The following is a 14446-nucleotide window of genomic DNA, read 5'->3' as shown; positions in this document are numbered from 1 at the left end:
TCGCTCCATACCCCTTTTAATGCTATATATTCTCATTAACCCTTTTAACCTTTGAATTAATTTTAGTTATTATGTACTACTTTAATGGCTTTTTTGATCTGTGACAGTTGAGGGTGCGGAATGTGGGATTTAAGTTTCTATCTCCAATAACCAAGTGGTCAGATCTGTCAAGCTGGTAAAATCGAGCAGCGCTTCTCCTAAAGTTTCTAATTGTTCTAGAGATAGTTCTCGGATTTGTTGGCTTAAAGTCGAGGATATTTCACCTAAACGACGGTTAAGTAGCCGTAGAATCAAAGAAACCGCTTCTTCTCGTCTTCCTTCCTCTCTTCCTTGTGCTTTTCCACTTTCCCGGATATCCTGATAAATGACTGATTCGCGCATAATTTCTTCTCTTAATAAGCTTCCGATGATTTCCTTACTTAATACTAACCCCGCCAGAATTGCTGTAGCGGCGGCTAAATTGCTTTTTTCAGTTCTACCCTCGATATTATCAATTTTTGCGGCTACTTGTCGTAAAGTTTCGGGACGATTAGGGGTTTTTCCTAGATTGGCCAAGGGTAACAATCCTGATAATCCTAACATTTTCTCGGCTGGAATTTCCCAAAGACGAAGCACTTCGTATTCATGACGGGTATTGGGAAGGATAAAAGCGTTTTCCTGCACCAAAGGTGATGAGGTTTCTTTCAGGTAAATTACCACTTGTCGCATGGTTTTTTTGGGGAAGCGACGATAGACTCTAGTGCGATAATCTAACATCCGAAAGGACATTTTTGGGTCAGGATCGGTCTGGAATTCGAGATGAAGAATTATCTGCCCTGATTCTAACAAAATCAGGGCATCAGCCCGAATCGGTTCTAGAGACAGTTCCGAGGGACTCAATTGGGTGAAGGAGAGGGGTTCTCCTAATAACCATTGGGCGAAGTCACGACTATAATTTTCGGCGAGAAATTTACAGACATTATCATACATTTCTTGATTCTAATCAATGAGATATTTATGGCGTCTCTGATCAAGATGAAGTGTAACCTAATTTGGTATCGACGAGCGACTCCCCAAAAGAAAAACTTTGTACCTCATCATTAAGATAACTGCTGTAAATTCGATCGAGATAAGTGTAGATAACAATAAAACTGAGCCTCAAGGAGACTCAGTTTCTAGTTTTTTAAGAGCGGGAAATTAACGAATGTACTCTTTGAGGATACTATTACGGTTAGGGTGACGCAGTTTCCGCAGGGCCTTGGCTTCTATTTGACGAATGCGCTCGCGAGTGACGTTGAAAATCTGGCCGATTTCTTCGAGTGTTTTCATCCGGCCGTCATCTAAACCGTAGCGCAACCGCAGCACATCGCGTTCACGAGGACTCAGGGTATCGAGGACATTTTCTAAATCCTCGCGTAATAGATTTTTAGAAACTTCATCTTCTGGGGTTTCCCCATCCGCTTCGATAAAGTCTCCTAAACGGGAATCTTCTTCTTTACCGATGGGAGTCTCTAGAGAAATCGGTAATTGAGCAGATTTGGCAATAAAACGCAGTTTTTCGATCGTCATCTCCATCTTGGTGGCGATTTCTTCCTCGGTGGGTTTGCGACGCATTTCCTGAGAAAGAATCTTGGTGGTTTTTTTGATCCGGGAGATGGTTTCGTAGAGGTGGACGGGAAGACGAATGGTGCGGGATTGATCGGCGATCGCCCGGGTGATGGCTTGACGAATCCACCAAGTGGCATAGGTGGAGAATTTATAACCCTTTTCGTGGTCGAATTTTTCGGCGGCGCGAATCAAACCGAGGGAACCTTCTTGAATTAAATCTTGGAAGGAAAGACCGCGATTCATGTATTTCTTGGCGATCGAAACCACTAAACGCAGGTTCGATTGTACCATTTTTTCCTTAGCGCGACGACCATGGTACAAACGACGCTTAAAGGCCGATAAGTATTCCTTTGATTTGGCCAGCCATTCTTCCAGCAGGGGAGCCGTTAGCTCCGTCTTACCTAAATAAGCCTTAATATCCGATAGTTTCGGTTCTTTTTCCGATTTTTCAACGATAATTTTTTCGATGCGCTCGAACAGGAAAACCTGTTTTCCCCATTCAGCATCGCTATAGAGGCAAAAATCTTCGCGAATGCGTTCTAATTTCAGGAGATCGGCGATTTTTCTCGCTAATTCGATCTCCTCCTCCGCTCTCAATAACCGAATCCTGCCGATCTCTTGCAGATAAATCCGAATCGAATCTTCTGTATAGGGTTTTTTTCTAGCGGCGTCGCGACGACGAGCGCTGGCAAGGCGGCGGTTTTTTTTGCCATCGTTGCTATCGCTGGTTTCTTCTAGCTCTAACTCGATATCCTCATCATCGAAGTCTTCGTCTAGGTCAATCAAATCTAAATCCAATGGCGGCTCGGTAAGGGTTAGTACATCGTGGGCCTGCATCATGCCGTTTTCCTCTTGCTCCTTCTGTGCAAAACTAGAAGATCGAATCTCAATCTAGGTGATACTGAACAAATTTGTGTCTCAAATCCGAGAGGGGCAAAGACTTTTCCGATTGTAGCTTTAATTACAACAAATGGGAGAAGATTTTTGCTTAAATTTCCTTGTGTCGATGCGATTTTAGCGACACGGAATGCTGTTTTAGCTCGGTCAACTCATAATCTGGCTCCTGCAAAAATTGGGTAAATGGCTGGAGGACTGGAATCCGATCGCCGGTTTGTCTGCGGTGTTGACCAGATAGCTAAGTATCAAAGGAATTATGGGATGGGTTAACTGTTCCCACTGGCAAGAGGAACATAATCCCTATTTGCCTTGGCTAATTCCTTTAGTCTTTAGCTATTGTATTTAATTTGATCGGATTCTTACGGACAAATTTCATCCCTCATTGCTTTTACGCGAATCCAATTTCAATACAAGTGTATTAAAATTGTTAGAGCGCAAGCTCATAATATTAACTTAGCAACATTTTAGAAATTTGCGAGACAAATTTAAGATTTTCTCCAATAGCACCGTGGGGTGTGGGGTGTGGGGAGTTTTCTCAGTGAACTGATAACTGATAACTGATAACTGACTCCTAACCCCACCGACCAAATTGTTCAGCAAACCCTATCTAGACTTGTAGCATTTCGGGGGTTTTTTCCTTCTGCTGCAGTGCGACGTGGAGACGGTTTAAGGCGCTGACGTAGGCACGAGCGGAGGCAACAATAATATCGGTATCGGCTGCGCGAGCAGAATAGGTGCGTCCTTCGTAACGGAGACGGATAGTCACTTCTCCCAAAGCATCGATTCCCTCGGTAACTTCCCGCACCGAGAATGAGATTAATTCGTTCGGAATCTTCACCACTCGATCAATCGCTTTGCAGAGAGCATCTACCGGTCCTGTACCAATGGCCGCATCGGATAACTCGCTACCGTCGGGAGTGCGAATCGTCACCGTGGCCGTGGGTCTGGCGTTATTGCCACAGGCCACTTGTACTAGCTCAAGACGGAAGTGATCGGGAACCGTATCGATTTCATCGTTAACAATAGCTTCTAGATCGCGATCGGTGATTTCCTTTTTGCGATCGGCCATTTCTTTAAACTGGATAAAAGCGTTATTAAGTTCCGTTTCCGAAAGCTCAAAACCCAATTCCTGTAAACGAGAGCGGAAAGCATTGCGGCCGGAGAGTTTACCGAGGACGATCTGATTATTAGTCAAACCGATCGATTCTGCATCCATAATCTCATAGGTGAGTTTATGTTTTAACACCCCGTCCTGATGGATTCCCGACTCGTGTGCGAAAGCGTTAGCACCGACGATCGCCTTATTCGGTTGCACGATCATGCCGGTAAGATTAGAAACTAGGCGAGAAGTGCGATAGATTTCCTTGGTGTTGATCTTGGTTAAAGGTTCCGTGGATTCTGGGGGACGACCGAGGAAAGGATTAAAATAGGAGCGCCGGACATGAAGGGCCATCACCAATTCTTCTAGGGAAGCATTACCGGCACGCTCACCGATACCGTTAATGGTACATTCCAACTGTCGAGCGCCATTTTTAACTGCTTCGAGGAAATTAGCCACCGCTAACCCTAGGTCATCGTGACCATGGACGGAGATAATCGCTTGGTCGATATTGGGGACATTTTCCTTAATACCACGGATTAAAGCCCCAAATTCGCTAGGGGTTGTATAACCGACGGTATCGGGAATATTAACAGTGGTGGCTCCTGCAGCGATCGCTCTTTCGAGGACTTGATAGAGGAATTCCGGATCGCTGCGGCCGGCATCTTCGGGGGAAAATTCCACATCATTAAGGAAGGATTTAGCATAGGCCACCATTTCCGGCACAATGTCAAGAACTTCCTGACGAGTCTTCTTAAGTTTGTATTGGAGGTGGATATCAGATGTGGCTAGGAAGGTGTGAATTCTGGGCTTGGCGGCGGGTCTGAGCGCATCGGCGGCAGATTTGATATCTTTTTGGGTAGTGCGGGCTAATCCGCAAATAATCGGGCTATCAGCTTCGCTGCCGACGCTGCCGGCAATTTTCTGCACAGCTTCAAAGTCCCCCGGACTAGCGTGGGGAAAACCTGCTTCAATGACATCAACTCCCAGTCGTGCCAGTGCGCGCGCTATGGTTAGCTTCTCATCCACATTTAAAGCGGCACCCGGGGACTGTTCCCCATCTCGAAGGGTGGTATCGAAGATAATCACACGATCTGGACTGGTATTCATAGTTTTTTTGTACCGTTAACGAACTTGGGAGTTGTTCCTCTGATTATAGCAGCCGAGGCCGAGGGGGTTATAAGGAAAATTGCCCTGAGAATTTCTCGACCTGCTCGCGCTTTTCCCGCTTGCCCTCTTTTTGGCTACCATAGAGGATATAGATAAATTGGCGAGGGGGTTAACAATGTTTGGCAAACCAGCGAAGGAACCGAACCCACCGGAGGTAAAAGACCTACAGGAGGTGATGTTTTCGATTAAGCAAAATCTCGAACCGGATCAGGATAAAGCTGATATTAATCTTGTTGAGACTCCTACTCCAGAGGTGGTTACTGTAGTTGAAAATATTAGTAAAATTCTCTCTCCCTATTTTATAGTTTTGGTGGGTTTATTTCTCTATGATCGGAATAGTTTTATCGGTTTTTTGTTAGTCTTTACGGGAGTTTTAGCGATTTTTGGAGTTTCTCTCAAGGATATTAATAAACTCATTGAAGAAGGGAAAAAGTTTTTCCAATCTAAATAGGTTTCTCCTCTGGACATGGTGATAACTGATAACTGATAACTGATAACTGATATAAGATTATGTCTTTAGTTGCATCTTTACTCGATCGAGTATCTCCTCAGAGTTTACAACAATTGCGGGCCAGCGATCAAACTTGGCAAGCTTTGCGTTTAGAAAATCCAGTTATTCCTACGGTAATTAATCAAAGTCAAGAATCTTTAGGAGAGACGGATTTTGATCTAGTTATTGCGGGGGGAACTTTGGGAATTTTTATCGGGGCTGCTTTACAAACTAGGGGCTGGCGTGTGGCATTATTAGAAAGAGGTATTCTGCGCGGTCGTGAGCAGGAGTGGAATATTTCCCGTTTAGAATTAAGCAGTTTTTTAGAGTTAGATTTATTGACCGAAGCGGAATTAAATCAAGCAATAGCGACAGAATATAATCCTGGGAGGGTGGGATTTTATCAAGGTTATGAGCTTTGGGTTAGAGATATTTTAAATATTGGTGTTGATCCGGTTTATTTGCTAGAGACTTTAAAAACTAAGTTTTTGCAAGCGGGAGGAAAGTTATTAGAAAATTCGGGGTTTAGCGGGGCGATTATTCATCCCGATGGGGTAATGGTTAAAACGGGAGAAATGACTTTAAAAACCCGTTTATTAATCGATGCCATGGGTCATTTTTCGCCAATTGCAAAACAGGCAAGAAAAGGAGAAAAACCCGATGGAGTTTGTTTAGTGGTGGGTAGTTGCGGTCAGGGTTTTCCCAGTAATGAAACTGGTGATTTGATTTATTCTTTTACCCCAATCTTGCACCAATGTCAATACTTTTGGGAAGCATTTCCCGCTAGAGATGGTCGGACAACTTATTTATTTACCTATCTTGATACCCATCCCGATCGCTTTAGTTTAGAATTTTTGATGGAGGAGTATTTAAGATTATTGCCGGAGTATCAAAAGGTGGATTTAGAAGCGGTAAAATTTCAGCGTTTTCTAGCGGGTTTTTTCCCTGCCTATCGTCAAAGTCCTTTAAAAATGACTTGGTCAAGAATTCTGGCAGTGGGAGATAGTAGCGGTAGTCAATCTCCGGTAAGTTTTGGTGGTTTTGGGGCAATGGTTAGGCATTTAAAAAGGCTAACTTTTGCCATCGAGGAAGCTTTACAAATTGATGCTTTAAACCGAGAAGATTTAGCTCTTTTACAACCCTATCAACCCAATATATCGGTAACGTGGCTATTTCAAAAAACTATGAGTGTCCCTATGTCTGCTAACCCTAATCCCAATCAAATTAATGACTTAATGAGTGGAGTTTTTCGGGTAATGGACAAGTTAGGAGATGAGGTATTAAAACCGTTTTTACAGGATGTGGTGCAGTTTTCTTCTCTCTCAAAAACTTTGCCTTTGGTTAATCCTCAATTGGTTTTACCAATGATTCCACAAGTGGGTATCAGTCCTTTTATTGATTGGATGGGACATTATTTTAATTTAGCTTTGTATAGTGGTTTATATCCCTTAGCAACCACCTTAAAACCAGTTTTAGAAAAGTTACCCGACAAGCAAAAATATCTTTATCATCGTTATTTGGATAGTTGGAAATATGGTTCTGGGGGAGATTTTATCAGTGAACAGTAAACTGAAAACTGACATCTGATAGGCTGCATCTCCTATTGGTGACTTTCTCTCACATATAGGTGAGCAGCAGAAATTATTCAAAGAGGGCGAATGCAATTCGCCCCTACAATAATATTATCGCACCAATGGTAGGGGCGCATCGCGTGCGCCCAAATGTAATATAGATATTTCTAGAAAATTGAGATGCACCCCATCTGATAACTGATAACTGATTTAATCTTTATCTTGAAAAAATTGTTGATCGAGATAATTAACTTTAGCATAGGGTTCTAAAGCGGAGAGAATTTGTCGGCCATAACTGCGAGCATTGACACGATTATCAAGAACAGCCACACAACCTTGACACTCCCGGAGAGACTGAACAGATTGCTGAATTTCCCTCACTGCTGTGGGTAAAAGATAGGCACGAAACCAGTCGAGATGTTGTCGTTTGTAGTAAGCAATTTTGCCAGCAACGAGAGGATTTTCGGGGGAGGGTAAGGGTAAAGTAGCGATAATTAATAAACTGGGAGTGAGAAATTTTTCTTGATGAGTTTGCCAGAATTGCCAACCACAAACGAGAATAGTATTACTATTAATCTCAGTTTTTTCCACTTGCACTCGCGAACCGTAATCGGCTGCCATTTGGGTGGCAATTTGTGCCTTGAGGGGAACATCTTCAATCAGGATTACTATCGGTTGTTCACTGGTATGATTAGCACTAACTAATTCCCGCACTTGCTTTAATAACATCGGTTGAAATTCGGGAGTATTGGGGGCGCTGATGCGATCGGGTAGATATAAATGAATATATTCACTTTCGCGATCAGCTGCAAACTTTAAAGTTAAAATATCTCCGATACCCTGATTTTGACGGTATAAATTAGCGGATTTTTCGCTATCTAAAAAACTGCCGATTAAAACAAAGGGTTGCTGCTGCCAAATCAGTTTGAAAAAACTAGCCACCTCCAAAGGACTGATTTTTAGGGTAAATTCTTCTCGCTCTCGATCTACTGATGTCCAGAGGAGATAATTAACCTCGGGGATTTTTGCCGCTAAAAGTTGCCAAACAGAATCAGTGGTTAAGTCTTGATCCAAGCGTTGCAGGAGAGCAATTATATATTCTTTTTCCTTGGCATCAATAAGATAGCAATTATAGGGATTAATGGGATGACCAAGAATACTTTGGCTAAGTTGTGCTTTAATTAAGTCTATAAACTCTCTATGCTGGGGATATGCTGACTCTAAAGCGAACCACTGTTCGGGAGTAATGGTGACGGTGAGATAATCTACTAGACAAGTTTCTAAATCTTCGGCTCGATCGATTATCGTGGCGATATTCTGGGGAAAATGACCGAGATTGCCCAATTTATCCTCTAACCATTGTTGGGGTGTGGTGAGGAGTAAACCGGTAAAATTAGCGGGAAAGCGATCGCTTTTGAGGATATCTCGCTGAGTTTGTAACCATGTTTGCAGATGGGGGATTTCCACTTCTAACAGTAGATTTAATTCTGACTCGGGGGCAACAATCAGAACAGGTGTATCACCTAAAAGAGCCGGGGTGAGATAACTGAGACAATAACGGGTGAGAGTGGTTCCAGTTTGTATGAGAGAGGACCGTTTTAAGCGTAAAGCTCTAGCCACCAGTCGCCCCATAGTGAGATGATGAGACCAGTAAAAGCGTCCTTGTTCGCGTAAAAAAGCGCGTAGGGAAGAATGAACCGCTGCTTCTAATAAAACCATCTCATCTCAGTTATTGGTTATCAGTGGGAAGGGAGAGGTTTACAGGTGATCTTTCATCAGTCAAACCCACCCCCGCGAGTTTACCGTGGATACTTTAAGTTTATGGTGTCCCATCTGCTTTTTACTTGCGACTTGGTGTGAGATGATCTAGAAATGTCTATTTTATGAGAAGGATAAAGAAAAGTAATGGCAGAAATTCAGTTTTCCAGGGGGTTAAAAGAACCAGTTGTTCCCGATATCCGCTTAAGTCGCACTAAAACGGGAGAGAAGGGATCGGCAAAATTTTATTTTGATCAACCGACTATCCTCGGAGATCAACAAACCGAGGAAATCACGGGGATGTATCTCATCGATGAGGAAGGAGAAATCGTCACCAGGGAAGTAAAAGGCAAATTCATCAACGGTAAACCCATGGCGATCGAAGCTACGGTTATTTTTAATTCTCCCGCAGAGTGGGATCGTTTTATGCGTTTTATGGAACGTTACGGCAGCGAAAACGGTCTAGAATTTACTAAATCCTCTTGATTTTGCCCTTAGCTTCTGGCAATCTGTCAAAAAACCCGCATTCAGAAGCGATGCGGGTAGAGGTAAGAAATCAGAGGAAAAACCTATTTATTTGACTCCCAACAATTCCACATCGAAAAGTAAAGTCGCGTTGGGAGGAATCACCCCACCAGCACCCCGCGCACCATAACCTAATTCTGGGGGGATAATTAAGGTACGCTGCCCACCGACTTTCATCGATGCGACTCCCTCATCCCATCCTTTGATCACTTGACCAACTCCAATGGTAAAGGTAAAAGGTTGATTGCGATCCTTAGAACTATCGAATTTTTTGCCGTCTGTCAGGGTTCCCGTGTAGTGAACAGTCACTTTTTGACCTTTTTCGGGACTTTCTCCAGTTCCTTCCACTATATCGATGTATTTTAGTCCCGAATCGGTGGTAACTGCTTGATCTAAATCCATGGAGATGATTTCCTTATTAATAGTTTGAGTGATAGCGGGTGGATTGGTTTCGGCGGCGATCGCGTTGGTTTTTTCCCCTCCACCAAAGAGGGAAGCAGCGATTAAAAATAAGCCACAAACCGCAATAATAGCAAAACTGAGCAAGATTTCGCGCATTGATTTCATAGTTCCCTAACGCCAGAGTTTATTCTCTAAGTCTCTCACCTGTCGTTCTAATCGATCAATCCTTCCCCGCAGTTCGTCCATTTCCGATTGTCGGGGAACCCCTAAATCCTGCAAAATCTGGCGAATATAGCGTTCTAAGTTATTCTCGAAGCTCCCCTGTTCAGACTTCATCTGTGTCATCAGATCATCAACAAAGTTTTTAGCCTGATCAGAATTGATTTTACCGTCTTTGACTAACTCATCGCTCACTTCTTTGATTTTTTCTGCCACCATGGAAGTAGTGCCAATACCCATCAGCAGCAATTGTTTAATCCAGTCGCTATTATCCATTGTTTTCACACCTTTCAAGGAGACGGGGATAAAAATATCCCTATTCCATTATGGACTTTTGCGGCGGTAACGGCAGAGCGATCGAGCAGATAACCCGCCAAGGCTATCCCGGTGGAACTACCCCCATCTAGGTTTAAACCGTCTGTTGCCGCCATTAACAGCAAAATTCGGGCTAATTCGCCTAAAGTTGCCCCCCTTCCCCCGACGCGATTATGGATGGCAACTAGCAGAATTTTTCCTTCTCGGCTAACTGCGATCGCACTGCGGGAAGCTTGTTGATTTTGGAATGCAGGACTAAATTTTTCGGCATTTCCATCTAAAACTAGGCGTCCATTCTGCAATAATAGGGGACCTGCACCTAAAATCTGGGGATAATTAGCAAAATCCCCCGGTAGGGTGACGCTATCGAGGTTGACTGTCTCACCAATCTTTAAATTAATATCTGTCTTTCGGCAGATGACTAAATAGCCATTTTCTGGTATGTCTATACTATCCTGTGGCAAAAGATTATTTAATTTCTCCGTTACGCGATCGCCTTGTACGACTAACCCGGTTTCCCGCTCGGTGAGGGGATAATAATTACTTCCCCAATCGCGAGTATAACGACTGCAGCCGGCTGTTAGGAAAGCACTATTTAAATGGGTTAGGGGAAAACGTTGTCCGGTGGCAGTAATGAGGGTTTCCTCTAAACTCAGGCGATCGATCCTGATTTTACCACGATTATCCCATGCGATCGCTCCTCGGTTTAAAATTGGTCCGGATAACCATTTGCCATCCACACGAATTGCCCCCAAAGGTAACTGATTATTACGATTAAAAAAGCCGCCATTAATCATCGCTACTGCGTTACTTTCGCTATTAATCGTGATCAGGGGATTAGTGCCGCGCATTGAGGTGGAATTAGCGGTGATTGGTTTAATAGTTATCTGAGGATTTCTGGGATCGATTTCTAACCAAGTCACGGGAAACCAATCTTGATCTAACTGGATATATTTTTGATTCCAGATTAACCCTGGTTGCCAAACAATGCGCTTTTCATCCATAGCATCGGGACGAGAATCAATGATAATTCGGGGAGGATTATCCACACTGCTGATCTGTAATCCGTAGGCAGTGGGAAGGTTAATTTTTAAACGACTGATCACTCCATTATTTTCTAAGGAAGTGATCTGAGTGGCTAAGTTATTATTGGAGTTACCTAGATCATCTTCATCGTTATTTTGATTACTGTTGCTGATAGTTTGGGGTTGAAACCTAGAGATGAGCGATTGCTGGGCATTTCCTTCTAGGGTAATCACTGCTTCATTTTTTGCCTGACTAACTTGCCAAAAGGTTGGGCGATCAAGTTGAATAATAATCCTTTGTACTGCTCCATAATTTTCTATCTGAATATCTTCAATCTGAGGAGCAGGAAAGTTAATATTTAAACTATCGCCATTAATAGTGGTTGTTGCCCCCATTTTTAGTAAAATATCCGTAACGTCTAACCAGCGATCGGAATCAATTAAATTAGCTGATAAAGTTTGTAAATTAAACCAGTTGATCGGTTGCTTTTTGGGATCATTTGTGCTAAGAAAATCCATGCCGAATAATTGTCCTGCTGCCGTGTCACCCATGGCGATTCTGGTACTATTTGCTGCTGTCCACTGTTGCCAAGAAACGGGCAAAGAACGACCATTAAGAATAATTTTTTTTCCCTGTTGCTGGTTTGATAAATCCCGAGAAGCTAAAGTTATTGGTGATCTATGATCGGCTAAAGATATAGCTGGACTGCTAAGAATTATCAAGGAAGTTACCGTTAAACAGATAGATGAGAAAGTCAGGTAATTTAACTTCATAATTATCCCCCTAAATTACCTGATTTAAGATGATAAAGAGCAGTGATTTTTTCCGTGACTTCTGCAATAGTGAGATGATCGGTGTTAACTTCGATCGCATCTGTGGCTTTTCGCAGGGGTGCTAGGGAGCGATTACTATCCAAATAATCCCTTTTTTCAATCTCTTGGGTTAATTCTGCGAGACTAATACCCCCATTTCCCTGCGCTTCTAAGTCTTTTAATCTCCTTCTCGCTCTTTCTTCGGGTGTCGCTGTCAAGAAAATCTTTAATTCCGCTTCTGGGAAAACATTAGTACCAATATCCCGACCTTCCACAACTATTCCCCCCGACATTCCCAGTTGTCTTTGCAGGGTGACTAACTGCTGTCGCACCGCTTTTTGAGCGGCAATTCTGGACACTTGCGCGGTAATTGCGGGAGAGCGAATCTCTAAAGTCACATCCTGCCCGTTAATCTTCACTATAGTCACATTTTCGGGACTATCGGCCGGAATTATTTCTATCTTTGCTAAAGATAATAACTCGGCGATGGCCGCTTCTGCGGACAAATCCAGACCGGAATTCACCACTAACCATGTCACTGCGCGATACATCGCACCGGTATCGAGATAGGTTAACCCCAATTTTTCCGCTACTAAGCGCGTGACTGTGGATTTTCCCGCTCCAGCAGGCCCATCAATAGCGATAACTGGCCGACGTTGACACAAGATAATATTATCAATTAAACGGGTTTGACCGATCAATCCAGCGATCGCTAACAGTCCCCTTGTCTCGATCTGCTCGATCGGTTGTAAACTCTGGGGATGGACTAAATCCAGATACTGACAGCGAAATTCTGGTACTCTGTCGAGATTTTTTTGGACAATAGCCAGCAGTTTTTCCCTTTGTCTTTCCCCTAAACGAAAACTTTCGAGAGCTAATTGCAAACTTTGGGGGATAATTGTCGCTTTTTCCCTTTCTGTGGCCGATAGATACTGATTGCGAGAACTAACTGCTAATCCCGATGTTTCTCGCACTGTAGCACAAGCGCGAATCTCGATCGCTAAATTTAAATCTCTGACTAATTGCCGGATAATCGCTAACTGTTGGGCATCCTTTTCACCAAAATAGGCGATCGTCGGTGCAATAATATTAAACAACCGCGCGACAATTGTGGCTACTCCCTGAAAATGCCCCGGACGAAAAGCACCACATAACCCGCTAGTCAGAGAAATCGGGGGAACAACTGCGGTTATCTCCTCAGAATCACCAATTCCTAAAGTTTCCGCACTCGGAGCAAAAATAGCAGCAACTCCCAAGGATTCACACAATTTGCGATCGCTTTCAAAGGTGCGGGGATAGCGAGAAAAATCCTCTGTGGGGCCAAATTGTAGAGGATTAACAAAAATACTGACCACAGTTACCTCCGCTTCCGTCACTGCGCGTCGAATTAGACTAGCATGACCTTTATGGAGGGCGCCCATGGTTGGCACGAGGGCAATACTGCGATCGGGGCGATAATCAGCCAAAAAAGTGCGTAAACCGGGGATTGTCGTGAATATTTGCACAGGGTTCACTCCTTTAATAGCCTATTCCACTACTATTCGCCAGGGGATGCTGCCCGATGATCGATTCGGCTGCTTCCAGGGAATCGGTTTTAAATAATAACATCCCATCGCCTCTTTCTGTCCAATAACTCGTTTTTTGCCTCCTGTCGGCTCTCTTGGGTTTGGTGGGTAAAATGTATTTTATAAGATATATTCCCGCCAGCGAGCGACTGGAACGAACCACAAAGACACAAAGGACACAAAGATTGATCGGTTCTATATAAGTTGGCTCTTCGTTACTCTTTATGCTAAATCAACAGACAAGATGCCAAGATAACATACTTCTAACCCAAAAATTCCGAAAGTTTCTAAAGCCATAGCCTCTTCTTTTTATTAGTTTAAGTTTATTGTTGATTCCCTCGACCACCCCATTCGTTGTCCTTCGCTCGAAATAACTAATTATTTCTCCAAACCAGTTTCGGATTGTTTGACAACTCTTAGTAAAAACACTGGAGGATTTTGCCAACCATTCCGAGATGGATAGCATTCCCTCTGTCGGATTCTCTGAGGTTTCATAAATCTTTCTAAATTCTTCCTTTAATTCCTGCATCTTTTTCAAATTTGGGAAATTTTCTTTGATAGCTTCTAGTTTGATTTTTTGGGTTTCCGTTAAATCTTTTTCATTTTTTAACAAGCTATATTTACTTCGCTTTAAAACTTCTAGCTTCGCTTCTTTTTCCGCTTTCTGTTTTTTATTTCTCTGCGCTTCTACGGCTCTTTTTTCTGCTTTTCTTTGTTCGTCTAACTCTTGATTAATTTGTTTCATTACATGGAATCTATCGGCGACTACCTCGGCCGATGGCATCAATTCTTTCACCAAATTTTTATAGGGCAACCAAAGGTCTATGCTGACTTCTTCAATTTGCTCTAACACCTCTTTTCCCCACCCTGTAAGCGTTTCCCTCAATTCTTCTTGTGTTCGCTTCTCTAGAATAGCTATTAGTTTTCCCGTATCTAAATTTACTAAAACTGCACAGTAATTTTTTTGTCCTTTGACTAGAGCGATTTCGTCAATTCCTAGTCTTTTTAAT

General features: G+C 43.0%; 11 protein-coding genes and 1 pseudogene. 3 read left to right on the top strand and 9 right to left on the bottom strand.

The window, feature by feature from the left end; translation table 11 throughout:
- Positions 1–129 precede the first annotated feature (129 nt).
- From IQ224_RS15640 to IQ224_RS15630, 3 genes are all read right to left on the bottom strand, one after another.
- Positions 130–969 carry an Rpn family recombination-promoting nuclease/putative transposase gene (locus IQ224_RS15640; RefSeq protein ID WP_002746248.1) on the bottom strand — a complete coding sequence of 280 codons (840 nt, stop codon included), beginning with the start codon at positions 967–969 and terminating at the stop codon, positions 130–132.
- A gap of 207 nt (positions 970–1176) precedes the next feature.
- A complete protein-coding gene (gene rpoD, locus IQ224_RS15635; RefSeq protein ID WP_002786972.1) occupies positions 1177–2427 on the bottom strand; it encodes an RNA polymerase sigma factor RpoD in 1251 nt (416 codons plus the stop codon).
- Between the two features lie 664 nt (positions 2428–3091).
- Positions 3092–4693 carry a 2-isopropylmalate synthase gene (locus tag IQ224_RS15630; protein ID WP_194033174.1) on the bottom strand — a complete coding sequence of 534 codons (1602 nt, stop codon included), beginning with the start codon at positions 4691–4693 and terminating at the stop codon, positions 3092–3094.
- Positions 4694–4868: 175 nt separating this feature from the next.
- On the opposite strand from IQ224_RS15630, the gene IQ224_RS15625 reads away from it, so the two are divergent.
- Positions 4869–5204, top strand: coding sequence for a hypothetical protein (locus IQ224_RS15625; protein ID WP_036402045.1), 336 nt, complete (start codon positions 4869–4871; stop codon positions 5202–5204).
- A gap of 59 nt (positions 5205–5263) precedes the next feature.
- Entirely contained in the window at positions 5264–6811 is a 1548-nt protein-coding gene (locus IQ224_RS15620) for an FAD-dependent oxidoreductase (protein WP_002746241.1), read from the top strand.
- 213 nt (positions 6812–7024) lie between these two features.
- On the opposite strand, the gene IQ224_RS15615 is transcribed toward IQ224_RS15620, so the two are convergent.
- Positions 7025–8533 carry a helicase C-terminal domain-containing protein gene (locus IQ224_RS15615; protein ID WP_002746240.1) on the bottom strand — a complete coding sequence of 503 codons (1509 nt, stop codon included), beginning with the start codon at positions 8531–8533 and terminating at the stop codon, positions 7025–7027.
- A 186-nt stretch (positions 8534–8719) separates the two neighbouring features.
- On the opposite strand from IQ224_RS15615, the gene psb28 reads away from it, so the two are divergent.
- A complete protein-coding gene (psb28, locus tag IQ224_RS15610; protein ID WP_002746239.1) occupies positions 8720–9058 on the top strand; it encodes a photosystem II reaction center protein Psb28 in 339 nt (112 codons plus the stop codon).
- A gap of 87 nt (positions 9059–9145) precedes the next feature.
- Here the strand turns inward: psb28 and IQ224_RS15605 are convergent, their stop codons facing one another.
- The 5 genes and pseudogenes from IQ224_RS15605 to IQ224_RS15585 form a co-directional block, all read right to left on the bottom strand.
- Positions 9146–9664: an FKBP-type peptidyl-prolyl cis-trans isomerase gene (locus IQ224_RS15605; protein ID WP_036402042.1), complete on the bottom strand. Its 519-nt coding sequence runs from the start codon at positions 9662–9664 to the stop codon at positions 9146–9148.
- A 6-nt stretch (positions 9665–9670) separates the two neighbouring features.
- Positions 9671–9994: a phasin family protein gene (locus tag IQ224_RS15600; protein WP_002746237.1), complete on the bottom strand. Its 324-nt coding sequence runs from the start codon at positions 9992–9994 to the stop codon at positions 9671–9673.
- Between the two features lie 14 nt (positions 9995–10008).
- Positions 10009–11832 (bottom strand): phosphodiester glycosidase family protein, encoded by a 1824-nt coding sequence (locus tag IQ224_RS15595; protein WP_194033173.1) that lies wholly within the window; start codon positions 11830–11832, stop codon positions 10009–10011.
- A 2-nt stretch (positions 11833–11834) separates the two neighbouring features.
- Complete coding sequence (locus tag IQ224_RS15590) at positions 11835–13376, bottom strand: bifunctional pantoate--beta-alanine ligase/(d)CMP kinase (RefSeq protein WP_194033172.1); 1542 nt, start codon at positions 13374–13376, stop codon at positions 11835–11837.
- A gap of 292 nt (positions 13377–13668) precedes the next feature.
- Positions 13669–14446, bottom strand: a pseudogene (locus tag IQ224_RS15585) (ISL3-like element ISMae36 family transposase); the annotation flags it as partial.

Source organism: Microcystis sp. LEGE 00066, assembly GCF_015207925.1.
Lineage (GTDB): Bacteria > Cyanobacteriota > Cyanobacteriia > Cyanobacteriales > Microcystaceae > Microcystis > Microcystis ichthyoblabe_A.
The sequence above is the reverse complement of the archived record's forward strand: the minus strand, read 5'-3'. Positions and strand labels throughout refer to the sequence as shown.

Bases quoted from the DNA above. Each gene is read 5' to 3' on its own strand.
- IQ224_RS15615 (WP_002746240.1), bottom strand. From the start codon at position 8,533: ATGGTTTTATTAGAAGCAGCGGTTCATTCTTCCCTACGCGCTTTTTTA.
- IQ224_RS15630 (WP_194033174.1), bottom strand. From the start codon at position 4,693: ATGAATACCAGTCCAGATCGTGTGATTATCTTCGATACCACCCTTCGA.
- IQ224_RS15595 (WP_194033173.1), bottom strand. From the start codon at position 11,832: ATGAAGTTAAATTACCTGACTTTCTCATCTATCTGTTTAACGGTAACT.
- rpoD (WP_002786972.1), bottom strand. From the start codon at position 2,427: ATGATGCAGGCCCACGATGTACTAACCCTTACCGAGCCGCCATTGGAT.
- IQ224_RS15600 (WP_002746237.1), bottom strand. From the start codon at position 9,994: ATGGATAATAGCGACTGGATTAAACAATTGCTGCTGATGGGTATTGGC.
- IQ224_RS15625 (WP_036402045.1), top strand. From the start codon at position 4,869: ATGTTTGGCAAACCAGCGAAGGAACCGAACCCACCGGAGGTAAAAGAC.
- IQ224_RS15640 (WP_002746248.1), bottom strand. From the start codon at position 969: ATGTATGATAATGTCTGTAAATTTCTCGCCGAAAATTATAGTCGTGAC.
- psb28 (WP_002746239.1), top strand. From the start codon at position 8,720: ATGGCAGAAATTCAGTTTTCCAGGGGGTTAAAAGAACCAGTTGTTCCC.
- IQ224_RS15605 (WP_036402042.1), bottom strand. From the start codon at position 9,664: ATGAAATCAATGCGCGAAATCTTGCTCAGTTTTGCTATTATTGCGGTT.
- IQ224_RS15620 (WP_002746241.1), top strand. From the start codon at position 5,264: ATGTCTTTAGTTGCATCTTTACTCGATCGAGTATCTCCTCAGAGTTTA.